General features: G+C 52.2%; 9 protein-coding genes. 3 read left to right on the forward strand and 6 right to left on the reverse strand.

All coding sequences use genetic code 11. From position 1 onward, the window contains the following. Nucleotide 1 precedes the first annotated feature (1 nt). Entirely contained in the window at nt 2–1,000 is a 999-nt protein-coding gene (locus EOS97_RS11065; protein ID WP_000406832.1) for a hypothetical protein, read from the reverse strand. A gap of 234 nt (nt 1,001–1,234) precedes the next feature. Beyond that, nucleotides 1,235–2,359 carry a hypothetical protein gene (locus EOS97_RS11070; protein ID WP_001134800.1) on the reverse strand — a complete coding sequence of 375 codons (1,125 nt, stop codon included), beginning with the start codon at nt 2,357–2,359 and terminating at the stop codon, nt 1,235–1,237. Nucleotides 2,360–2,494: 135 nt separating this feature from the next. On the opposite strand from EOS97_RS11070, the gene EOS97_RS11075 reads away from it, so the two are divergent. The 3 genes from EOS97_RS11075 (at nt 2,495) to katG (ending at nt 7,481) form a co-directional block, all read left to right on the forward strand. Continuing rightward, nucleotides 2,495–4,051: a bifunctional UDP-sugar hydrolase/5'-nucleotidase gene (locus tag EOS97_RS11075; protein WP_000865257.1), complete on the forward strand. Its 1,557-nt coding sequence runs from the start codon at nt 2,495–2,497 to the stop codon at nt 4,049–4,051. Between the two features lie 194 nt (nt 4,052–4,245). After that, entirely contained in the window at nt 4,246–5,136 is an 891-nt protein-coding gene (gene metF, locus EOS97_RS11080) for a methylenetetrahydrofolate reductase (RefSeq protein WP_000007507.1), read from the forward strand. Nucleotides 5,137–5,300: 164 nt separating this feature from the next. After that, nucleotides 5,301–7,481: a catalase/peroxidase HPI gene (gene katG / locus EOS97_RS11085; RefSeq protein WP_000108105.1), complete on the forward strand. Its 2,181-nt coding sequence runs from the start codon at nt 5,301–5,303 to the stop codon at nt 7,479–7,481. Between the two features lie 57 nt (nt 7,482–7,538). On the opposite strand, the gene EOS97_RS11090 is transcribed toward katG, so the two are convergent. The 4 genes from EOS97_RS11090 to EOS97_RS11105 form a co-directional block, all read right to left on the reverse strand. Next, entirely contained in the window at nt 7,539–8,162 is a 624-nt protein-coding gene (locus EOS97_RS11090; protein ID WP_000666688.1) for a DUF1287 domain-containing protein, read from the reverse strand. 258 nt (nt 8,163–8,420) lie between these two features. Further along, nucleotides 8,421–9,524, reverse strand: coding sequence for a glycerol dehydrogenase (locus tag EOS97_RS11095; protein WP_000374031.1), 1,104 nt, complete (start codon nt 9,522–9,524; stop codon nt 8,421–8,423). Nucleotides 9,525–9,535: 11 nt separating this feature from the next. Further along, nucleotides 9,536–10,198 carry a fructose-6-phosphate aldolase gene (fsa, locus tag EOS97_RS11100; RefSeq protein ID WP_000424870.1) on the reverse strand — a complete coding sequence of 221 codons (663 nt, stop codon included), beginning with the start codon at nt 10,196–10,198 and terminating at the stop codon, nt 9,536–9,538. Between the two features lie 254 nt (nt 10,199–10,452). After that, on the reverse strand, nt 10,453–11,289 hold the full coding sequence (locus tag EOS97_RS11105) for an AraC family transcriptional regulator (protein ID WP_000274595.1): 837 nt from the start codon (nt 11,287–11,289) through the stop codon (nt 10,453–10,455). Nucleotides 11,290–11,403 lie beyond the last annotated feature (114 nt).

Below are 11,403 nucleotides of genomic sequence, written 5' to 3' on the forward strand. Positions count from 1 at the left end.
TTTATCCTCTGTCAGCAGTATCTGCGGTATTAGCGGTAATAAAACGGTTCATTTTTGCCTGGATAATCGCCGCGCCGACGGGTGGCAGCAGTAACGCCCAGAATAGTGTCCAGCCGGTTCGTATTCCGCCATCTTCGTTTTTATTCGCCAGCAGAGCGCGGATTTCGTCGCTAAGCGTCAGACACAATATGGCTGTGCCAAACGGCATAATGGCTGACAGCCATCCCGCGCCACATGCGGTCATGAGTCGGGGCGAAGGCGCCACAAATTGCATTTCCCGGTGAATTCTGAAGAACCAATAAATAATATAAAATGGAATGAAAAAGGCCAATAATGCGACGACAAGGGGTTCTGCGCACTCAGGTCGCTGGGTTGATGAGAACCTTTTGGGCGGTGCAATATAGAAAAGTTCTTTTTTGAGCGGTAATAGTAGCAAAAGCGCGATAACCGCTAAAGTAATTACGATTATTCCTATATAAGGAATTGAGTATATAAATATAGACAGATAGCCAGCGATGATAAATTTGAACAGTAAGCAGAGGCTAAATAAAATAACAAATGTCTGAGCACTGCCGATAGCGCTGAAAAGCAGCATGGGGACTAACAGCGTTACGATCCCCATACCCAGATTAATTAAAAACTGCGCTATGATAAGCCTGACTACGTCAGACGGGCCATTTATGCAGAAGGAACAGACCACGCTAATGATTAACAGGAGCGCAACAAAGTAGAAGGGGTAACAATTTTTTATACGGCAGACAAACCAGCTGGCAACCATACCCAGGAGGTATCCCAGTTGGCCGCCAACGAGAATGGCGCCAATACGATTGGCTGGAATAGACAGAGATTTACTCCAAAAATAAACACCATACGACGATCCCAGCGAACTGATAAAAGAGAGCACCAAAAAGAAAAAAGTGATCCCCCAGAATCGATAGCTACTCAGGAGATCGGCGCAGGTCCATTTTTTATCTGACATTGACGGTAAAGTAATTTCCATATTTATCCCTTGTTTTCCATAGAAAATAAGAATGTATAGAACTATTTAAATTGATAATAAATATTGATTATGTGAATAACGTTTATAGCCGATTTTAACTTAAAACGAAGGGCCATTTTATCAAATAGTTCTATTCTTTTTCAGCGTATAAAAGCAGGATGTGAGGTGATTAAATCTATAGCGCCTTCTGAATGATAATCTGTGATTTTTTATGCGTGGCATTACATCATTGGGTTAAATGTGATTCCATTGTGAGTTATATTTTTCCGTCAGCAAATACAGAATTTGCGTGACGCGTTTGGCGGAATAGTGGGCGCTTTGCTGGAATTCAGGTTGTTGCCATAGCCAGGTAACAAAGCGGCGACTAGCCGCCAGATTAACGGCGACACCTTGTTCTAAGTGGGAACCAGTTAACGAACAGACCATTTTGCGGTTGTGACCTTGCCCCCAGAGTTGCCACTGATTTTGCCACCATCCCTGCCATGTTTTGCCTAACAGTTGCCACTCTGCGCGGCAATCGTCATCGTTTATCTCTTCCTCAACGAACCACAGCGAGGAGAGACGCTGGCGAAACCGCTCCGCCCATGCCGTAATGACCGCGCCGCGCAAAAAACACTCATGGGCAATGATGTGTGTCGTGACATCAGGAAAGCGGTTTTTCAGCACCCGAAAATGACCATGCGCCGTAATGACCGGGCGAAGTATTGTTCCTTGCGCGTTACGTTTAAGCGCCGCCGGGCCATACTGAATCTCATCGAACTGACTGCGCTGTAAAAATTGCCGTTCTTTAGTGGAGATACGGTGAATAATATCGCCATTCTCACCCTCGGGCGGCGCAATTCCTTTCCAGTGGTAATGCAAACTCTTTCCGGCAGAAAGTAACGTGAAATTGCTGGAAAGGTGAAGAATATTGCCGCGAACAGCGTCAAAACTGAATAAAAAATACAATTGCTGGAAGGCATTCGCTCCCTGAAACGGTACGAGCAGCGGAATACTGCAAATCTGTTCCGGCGTTTCGGCGACATTCAGCGCGTGCTGTTTTGGCGTCCAGACCTTCTTACAGTACTGGCACTGAAGTCGCTGCGTTCCGCCGGGATTACGTCCATAGTGAATCCATGTTTTTTGATAGCAGTCGGGACAAAAGTGACCATGCTCTTTGGCATATTGCGCGATATAAGCAGACGCCCAGCGGCGAAATTCCCCCTCGTTGAAGAGCGGCGGATAACTGCCGCAGGCTCGACAATGCAATGCCGGATAACCCAGGCGATAGTCCGGCCACACATAATCCGGCGAGTCAGGCAGCCCAAGATTGCGACAACCAGCGCTTTTGCAGGCATTAATGGTGAACAGAGGCGGCATACATTTTACCAACGATTTTGGCAGGTCGTTGATTCTGCCTTCATAAAACGGTACGCGGGTGTGAGGACTCTCACATAAAAAAACCTTTCAGAACGTAACGTAGCGAATCTTTATATGACTGAAAGGGACTTATTTATGAAAGTAAAACTGCTTGCTGCCGGTATTTTGTTCACGCTGCCGTTCTGGGCCTGCGCCAAAGATGTCACCATTATTTACACCAACGATCTACACGCCCATGTGGAGCCTTATAAAGTGCCGTGGATTGCTGACGGTAAACGCGATATTGGCGGTTGGGCCAATATCACTACGCTGGTGAAGCAGGAAAAAGCCAAAAATAAGGCGACGTGGTTTTTTGATGCCGGAGATTACTTTACCGGACCGTATATCAGCAGCCTGACGAAGGGTAAAGCGATTATCGATATTTTGAATACCATGCAGTATGACGCTGCCACTATCGGTAATCATGAGTTCGATCATGGCTGGGACAATACATTGTTGCAACTGAGCCGGGCGAAATTCCCTATCGTACAGGGCAATATTTTTTATGAGGACAGCAGTAAATCCTTCTGGGATAAGCCGTACACCATTGTTGAAAAAGATGGCGTCAAGATTGGCGTAATCGGCTTACACGGTGTCTTTGCTTTTAATGATACGGTTTCTGCCGCGACGCGCGTGGGCATTGAGGCACGCGATGAGATTAAGTGGCTGCAACGTTACATTGATGAACTTAAAGGTAAAGTCGATCTGACCGTGGCGCTGATTCACGAAGGCACCCCGGCCCGCCAGTCCAGCATGGGGAATACCGATGTGCGACGCGCGCTGGATAAAGATATTCAGACCGCAAGTCAGGTAAAAGGGCTGGATATTTTGATTACCGGCCACGCGCATGTCGGTACGCCGGAACCGATTAAAGTCGGTAATACGCTGATCCTCTCAACGGACAGCGGCGGCATTGATGTCGGCAAACTGGTGCTGGACTACCAGGAAAAGCCGCATCAGTTTACCGTGAAGAACTTCGAGCTGAAGACCATTTTTGCTGATGAGTGGAAGCCCGATCCGCAAACGAAACAGGTGATCGACGGCTGGAACAAAAAGCTCGATAAAGTCGTGCAGCAAACGGTGGCGCAGTCGCCGGTTGAGCTGACCCGCGCGTATGGCGAATCGTCGTCGCTGGGGAATCTGGCGGCGGATGCGCTGCTTTTTACGGCGGGGAAAGACACCCAGTTAGCGCTTACTAACTCTGGCGGTATCCGCAACGAAATCCCGGCTGGCGCGGTGACGATGGGGGCGGTAATCAGTACCTTCCCGTTCCCTAATGAACTGGTCACGATGGATTTAACCGGTAAACAATTGCGCAGCCTGATGGAGCATGGCGCTGGCTTAAGCAACGGCGTATTGCAGGTGTCTAAAGGGCTGGAGATGAAGTATGACAGCAGCAAACCTATCGGCCAGCGGGTTACCGTGCTGACGCTCAATGGCAAGCCGATTGACGATGCTACGGTTTATCACATCGCTACCAACAGCTTCCTTGCCGACGGCGGCGATGGTTTTGCGGCATTCACGGAAGGCCAGGCGCGGAATACCTCCGGCGGCTACTATGTGTCGAATGCGATAGTTGATTACTTTAAGGCGGGCAACACCATCACGGATGAGCAGCTCAAAGGGATGCGCGTTGCGGATGTGAAGAAGTAATTTCCCCTGCCGCGGCGCGTTCAGTGTCGCGGCGTGACATGAAGAAAATTCAACTTTGCTGAATATTCCTCATTCTTTGGCGTGATTTTTCAGTTGACGTCCTTCTGCTTTTCCGTCATTTTTACATCTGGACGTCTAAACGGATAGATGTTTACAACACAACAAATAATAACATGCGATTGATGAGGTAAGGTATGAGCTTTTTTCACGCCAACCAGCGGGAAGCCCTGAATCAGAGCCTGGCGGAAGTACAGGGTCAGATTAACGTTTCGTTTGAATTTTTCCCGCCGCGCACCAGTGAAATGGAGCAAACCCTGTGGAACTCCATCGATCGCCTGAGCAGTCTGAAACCGAAGTTTGTTTCGGTAACGTATGGCGCCAACTCCGGGGAACGCGACCGCACTCATAGCGTTATTAAAGGCATTAAAGAGCGTACTGGGCTTGAGGCCGCGCCGCACCTTACCTGTATTGACGCCACGCGCGATGAACTGCGCACCATCGCCCGCGACTACTGGAATAACGGTATCCGCCACATTGTCGCTTTGCGCGGCGATTTGCCGCCGGGCAGCGGTAAGCCGGAGATGTACGCCGCCGATCTGGTTGGTTTGCTCAAAGAGGTGGCCGATTTCGATATTTCAGTAGCGGCCTATCCGGAGGTACATCCGGAAGCGAAAAGCGCGCAGGCCGATCTGCTTAATCTGAAGCGTAAAGTGGATGCTGGCGCTAACCGCGCGATAACCCAATTTTTCTTCGATGTGGAAAGCTACCTGCGTTTTCGCGACCGCTGTGTTTCCGCCGGTATCGACGTAGAAATTATTCCCGGCATTTTACCGGTGTCTAACTTTAAACAGGCGAAAAAATTTGCCGATATGACCAATGTCCGCATTCCGTCCTGGATGTCACTGATGTTTGAGGGGCTGGATGATGACGCAGAAACCCGCAAGCTGGTGGGCGCTAACATTGCGATGGACATGGTGAAAATTTTAAGTCGCGAAGGAGTGAAGGATTTCCACTTCTACACGTTGAATCGTGCGGAAATGAGTTATGCCATTTGCCACACACTGGGCGTAAGACCGGGTTTATAACCTCCAGCTCCCTGCCGGGAGCTTTATTACACCTCATATTGATCTACATCTCTGTAACTAAAAATATAAAAGGTATTAGCTATCGAATCTGTGGATTAATTCAACTATATCTATTTGCTCCTGGTGTATATCGTAACGGTAACACTTTAAAAGGGAGCTGAGATATGAGCACGACCGACGATACCCATAACACGTTATCCACTGGAAAATGTCCTTTCCATCAGGGGGGGCATGACCGAAGCGCAGGCGCAGGGACAGCCAGCCGCGACTGGTGGCCGAACCAGCTTCGCGTGGATCTTTTGAATCAACATTCCAACCGTTCTAACCCGCTGGGTGAAGACTTTGACTACCGCAAAGAGTTTAGCAAGTTAGACTACTCCGCCCTGAAAGGGGATCTCAAGGCGCTGCTGACCGATTCACAACCGTGGTGGCCCGCCGACTGGGGCAGCTATGTCGGTTTGTTTATTCGTATGGCCTGGCATGGCGCTGGCACCTACCGTTCTATTGATGGTCGTGGCGGCGCGGGTCGTGGTCAACAGCGTTTTGCGCCGCTTAACTCCTGGCCGGATAACGTCAGCCTGGATAAGGCGCGTCGTTTGTTGTGGCCGATTAAGCAGAAATATGGCCAGAAAATTTCCTGGGCCGACCTGTTTATTCTGGCGGGTAACGTGGCGCTGGAAAACTCCGGCTTCCGTACCTTCGGTTTCGGCGCCGGGCGTGAAGATGTCTGGGAACCGGATCTGGATGTGAACTGGGGCGATGAAAAAGCCTGGTTGACTCACCGACACCCTGAAGCGCTGGCAAAAGCGCCGCTGGGCGCGACCGAGATGGGCCTTATCTACGTTAACCCGGAAGGGCCGGATCACAGCGGCGAACCACTTTCTGCCGCCGCCGCTATTCGCGCTACCTTTGGCAATATGGGGATGAACGACGAAGAAACCGTGGCGTTGATCGCTGGCGGGCATACCCTCGGTAAAACCCACGGCGCGGCAGCGGCATCCCATGTAGGGGCCGATCCGGAAGCCGCGCCGATTGAAGCGCAGGGCTTAGGTTGGGCCAGCAGCTATGGTAGCGGCGTTGGCGCGGATGCTATCACCTCCGGGCTGGAAGTGGTCTGGACGCAGACGCCGACCCAGTGGAGCAACTATTTCTTCGAGAACCTGTTCAAATATGAGTGGGTACAAACCCGTAGTCCGGCTGGCGCTATCCAGTTTGAAGCGGTAGACGCGCCGGACATCATCCCGGACCCGTTCGATCCGTCGAAAAAACGTAAGCCAACCATGCTGGTCACCGACCTGACGCTGCGTTTTGATCCGGAGTTCGAGAAGATTTCCCGTCGTTTCCTTAACGATCCGCAGGCCTTTAATGAAGCCTTTGCTCGTGCCTGGTTCAAACTGACGCACAGAGATATGGGACCAAAAGCGCGTTACATCGGACCGGAAGTGCCGAAAGAAGATCTGATCTGGCAGGACCCGTTGCCGCAACCGCTCTACCAGCCAACGCAGGAAGACATTATCAACCTGAAAGCGGCGATCGCTGCATCCGGGCTTTCTATTAGCGAGATGGTTTCGGTTGCCTGGGCATCCGCGTCTACTTTCCGCGGCGGCGATAAGCGTGGCGGCGCTAACGGCGCGCGTCTGGCATTAGCGCCTCAGCGCGACTGGGATGTCAACGCCGTTGCGGCTCGTGTTCTGCCGGTATTAGAAGAGATCCAGAAAACGACGAATAAAGCTTCGCTGGCCGATATTATTGTGCTGGCGGGCGTGGTCGGTATCGAGCAGGCGGCCGCTGCTGCGGGTGTCAGCATCAGCGTACCTTTTGCGCCGGGCCGGGTGGATGCGCGTCAGGATCAGACCGACATCGAGATGTTCTCGCTGCTTGAACCGATTGCCGATGGATTCCGTAACTATCGTGCGCGTCTGGATGTGTCGACGACCGAATCGCTGTTGATTGATAAAGCGCAGCAGTTAACGTTGACCGCGCCGGAAATGACGGTACTGGTTGGCGGGATGCGTGTGCTGGGAACCAACTTTGACGGCAGCCAGAACGGTGTCTTTACCGACAGACCGGGCGTGCTCAGCACAGACTTCTTCGCTAATCTGCTGGATATGCGTTACGAGTGGAAACCGACCGACGAATCTAATGAGCTGTTCGAAGGCCGGGATCGTCTGACTGGCGAGGTGAAATACACGGCGACCCGCGCCGATCTGGTGTTTGGTTCCAACTCCGTACTGCGCGCGCTGGCGGAAGTTTACGCGTGTAGCGATGCGCACGAGAAGTTTGTGAAGGACTTCGTCGCGGCATGGGTGAAAGTGATGAACCTGGACCGTTTCGATCTGCAATAATCTGATAGGTTAATTCGTCAGCGGCTGCTATTCGGTAGTCGCTGACGTTTTCCGCGTTTAATGCGAAAAATAACGAAAATGCCCCGTGACTTTCCAGTTAAATAATACATCTTCCTCCTGTGCTCCCGCGCCTATGTTATGCACAACCAGCGGCACCCCTTCAGGCGTGACGTTCAGGGATACCACGCCAATATGCGCAAGGCCGTTATCCAGTCGCCAGGAGACAATATCTCCCGGTTGATAATCGCTATATTTATCTGTCACCGGCAACGCTTTGTTGTGGCGCTGGAACCAGGTTTCCAGATTCGGAACGCGGCGATGGTCGATATTGCTGTCCGGGCGTTTCAGCTTCCAGTTATTCGGATAGGCAGAGAAATGCGCCTGCATGTCTTCATGTACCCGTTTCTGTAAATCAACCTGCTGACTGCGCAGCGCGCGGATGACGACATCTGCACATACGCCACGCTCCAGCGGAAGATCGCCATTCGGATAATCCAGACGAACATAGGCAGCATCATAAAATAGCGTCTTACCTATTTGCGTCCCGGCACTTTGGGCGATTGCAGCATTAGTTTGCGCCTGAACGGTTATTGGTCTGGTATCAGAGCGTGGCGAATGATGAGAGATATGGCTAATAAAAAAAGCAGCAAGAATACCGATAAGCGCCTGTGCGAATTTCATCTTCTTCGTCCGTGAAGTGTGTCAGTACGTCATTTGACTTTCCGCGGAGAGAATGGTGCGTGACAAAAAAGTCTATTTCAGGACAAAATGGACTGATTCCAGGCTATGGAATACCTGATGATAGCGCTTCGCTTACCCGGCCTGGATGATTGGATAACAAGGCCAGATAAGGCGCCTGTGTCGACATTCGGCAAATGAATTCTGTTGTGTCAGCAAGCTGAAATACTCCTGACTATCGTCAGGAGTATTGCTCAGACCTTATTCCCATTCCTGCAAGAAGCGTTGACCGTACTGGTCGGCGACCAGCAGCGCGGCGTACACTTCATCCGGCGTTGCGCCGCCAGGCATGTTATGAATAGTTTCACCTTCTGCGCAGGAGGCTTCCGCGACGGTGCGCATTTTGGCCGGGATATCCTGTTTAATATCCAGTTGCGCCAGCGTAATCGGCAGGCCAACGGAATGGCACAGCGCCGCAACGGTTTCGATTTCTTCGACCGGCGCGTTTTCCAGCACCAGTTGCGTCAGCGTACCGAAAGCGACCTTCTCACCGTGATAATAGTGGTGCGCATCCGGAATCGCCGTTAAACCGTTATGAATCGCGTGCGCTGCGGCCAGACCGCCGCTTTCAAAACCGACCCCGCTCAGGTAGGTGTTGGCTTCGATGACGCGTTCCAGCGCTGGCGTGACGACGTGCTGTTCGGCGGCCAACATGGCTTTTTCGCCTTCTTCGATCAGCGTGTTATAGCATAGCTCCGCCAGCGCCAGCGCGGCCTGTGTACACTTGCCGCCCGCCATTGTGGTGGCGCCGCTGCGTGAGCAGGCGCGCGCTTCAAACCAGGTCGCCAGCGCATCGCCGATACCGGCTGCCAGCAGACGCGCCGGCGCGCCCGCCACTATCTGCGTATCGACAATGACCATATTCGGGTTATGCGGCAGCAGCAGATAACGGTCAAACTCACCGGCATCCGTATAAATAACCGAGAGCGCGCTGCACGGTGCGTCGGTAGAGGCGATGGTCGGCGCGATAGCGACCGGGACGTTCATAAAGTGCGCCAGCGCTTTGGCGGTATCCAGCGTTTTACCGCCGCCGATACCCAGTACGGCGCCACACTGACTTTTTTCGGCGACGGCGCGCAGCCTGTCGATCTCATTTTGCGAACATTCGCCGCCAAACGGGGCGATTTCTACTGACAAACCGGCATCCGTCAGGCTTTTGCGCAGCGTCTCTTCGGCAAATCCCAGCACGAATTTATCGCCCACAACCAGCCAGTTGTTCGCCATTGGTTTTAAATAATCGCCAAGACGCGCGATGACGTTTGCACCCTGAATATACTTACCTGGTGACTGAATAATGCGATCCATACATTTCTCTCCTACAGGTTCAGATTACCAAAAGCGTTTTTCCAGTCTTGCTCAAACTTCTCTATTGCTGACTCTACCGCAGGCGTATTGAGCATTTGTTGCGCTACATCTAAAGGAAGGGTAATCGCCTGGCAACCTGCCAGTAAGCAATCCAGCGCCTGCCGCGGTGTTTTAAAGCTGGCCGCCAGCACCATGCTGTCGGGAGCGTGATGTTCCAGTAGCGTTTGCAGCTCCTGAACCATACGAATGCCATCGCCGCCCTGCGCATCAACGCGGTTGACGTAGGGAGCGACATATTTTGCGCCAGCCAGCGCCGCCAGCAGGCCCTGCGACGCGCTGTAGACGGCGGTGCCCAGTGTTACGATGCCTTCTTTTTTCAGCAATTTAATCGCTGCAAGACCTTCGGCGGTCACCGGAATTTTCACCACAATGCCGGGGATGACGTTATTCAGTCGTTTGGCTTCTTCCACCATCCCTTTCGCGTCGCGGCTCATGGTCTGCGCAAATAAAGTGCCTTCTTCGCCGATGGCGTTTTGCAGCCTGGGCAGCACATCCCAGATAGATTCTTTGCTGGCTGCCACAATGCTTGGATTGGTGGTGACGCCGGCAATCGGGAAAATGCGCGCCAGACGTTCAACTTCCGCCACGTTAGCGGTATCCAGATAGAGTTCCATAGTCTTTCTCTTCGTGAGTTTTCGTTATGGACAGGATAAAGGAGCGTGCCCCGGATGCGCTATGTGACAAATCTGCCAAAAACTGGACAAATGTGATGCTCTTGGTAAAGTGTGATTTACTTCACAAGTTGGTGATGGTTAACGTATAACGTGCTGTTGTATGCCATGTGGGGGAGTGAGGTTTTTGCATTGATATTACAATAATCCAGTAAATGCGCGTTTTATCTACTGTATTCTCTTTACTGGCGTGTGGATTATTTTTCCGTTAGCTGGCTGTGATACTGGCGGCGATACTCCGACGGCGAGCGTTCCGTATTTTTGCGAAACAGGCGGCAGAAATAGTTACTGTCGACAAAGCCGCAGCGGTGCGCCACCTCTTTCACTTTCAGGTCATAGCCCTTCAGCAACGTTTTGGCGTGTTCCAGTCGCGTATGGTTCAGGTATTCGTTAAAGCCGATGGCCCCCGTTTTCTGGAACAGGTGCGAGAGGTAATTTGGCGAGATATAAAACGCCTGTGCTACCGATTCACGCGTCAACGGCGCGGCGTAGCGTTCATCAATATACTCCCGAATGGCTTCAAAAAGCGCGCGGCTGCGGGAGGCGGTCTGGATTTGGCTGCCGAGCAGATCGCGGCAATGGCTTAGTAGGCTGGCGACAATCAATCTGGCCGTTTGCTGCTCTTGCGGCTGCATCTGCATCTCATTAAGCGTTTGTAACAGGAAAGAGCCGATACGCGGGCCACGGCGCGCAACGTGCTGTTTCGTGAGGTTTTGATGCTGCTGACCGTCCCAGTGGACCACGCTGAAACCTAACTGCTGTTTGCCAAACAGAATGCTCAGGGTGGTGACGGGCGTTTGCCACTGCGGGATGTTCCAGCCGCCAGCCGGAACGTAGAGAACATCGCAAGGAATGAGCGGGGCGGTAATGCTCATGTCAGTAAGCTCGCCCTCCAGCACAATCTCCAGCCGCGGAAAATCCACCTGGTACGCCAGTTCCGGCGCTGGGCCGCTGGCGCTGGCAAAATAAATCTGGCGCAGCGGCAGCGGGCCGTTGATGAGACGGGAGAGAAGGTGGCTGACGTCGTGATACATGATAATCCCCTGCCGATCGCAAACAGAGGAAACAGTAACGTCGAAAACCGATGTCCTCAAGCGATTATTGCCGGATGGCGGCGCTTTGCGCCTTATCCGGACTACGGGAGAGAA

It is taken from the genome of Salmonella sp. SSDFZ54 (assembly GCF_004010735.1).
GTDB classification, from domain to species: Bacteria; Pseudomonadota; Gammaproteobacteria; order Enterobacterales; family Enterobacteriaceae; genus Salmonella; species Salmonella enterica.

Excerpts from the sequence above, each read along its gene's own strand:
- EOS97_RS11090 (WP_000666688.1), bottom strand. The coding sequence starts at position 8,162 with ATGAAATTCGCACAGGCGCTTATCGGTATTCTTGCTGCTTTTTTTATT.
- EOS97_RS11070 (WP_001134800.1), bottom strand. The coding sequence starts at position 2,359 with ATGCCGCCTCTGTTCACCATTAATGCCTGCAAAAGCGCTGGTTGTCGC.
- fsa (WP_000424870.1), bottom strand. The coding sequence starts at position 10,198 with ATGGAACTCTATCTGGATACCGCTAACGTGGCGGAAGTTGAACGTCTG.
- EOS97_RS11105 (WP_000274595.1), bottom strand. The coding sequence starts at position 11,289 with ATGTATCACGACGTCAGCCACCTTCTCTCCCGTCTCATCAACGGCCCG.
- metF (WP_000007507.1), top strand. The coding sequence starts at position 4,246 with ATGAGCTTTTTTCACGCCAACCAGCGGGAAGCCCTGAATCAGAGCCTG.
- EOS97_RS11065 (WP_000406832.1), bottom strand. The coding sequence starts at position 1,000 with ATGGAAATTACTTTACCGTCAATGTCAGATAAAAAATGGACCTGCGCC.
- EOS97_RS11075 (WP_000865257.1), top strand. The coding sequence starts at position 2,495 with ATGAAAGTAAAACTGCTTGCTGCCGGTATTTTGTTCACGCTGCCGTTC.
- EOS97_RS11095 (WP_000374031.1), bottom strand. The coding sequence starts at position 9,524 with ATGGATCGCATTATTCAGTCACCAGGTAAGTATATTCAGGGTGCAAAC.
- katG (WP_000108105.1), top strand. The coding sequence starts at position 5,301 with ATGAGCACGACCGACGATACCCATAACACGTTATCCACTGGAAAATGT.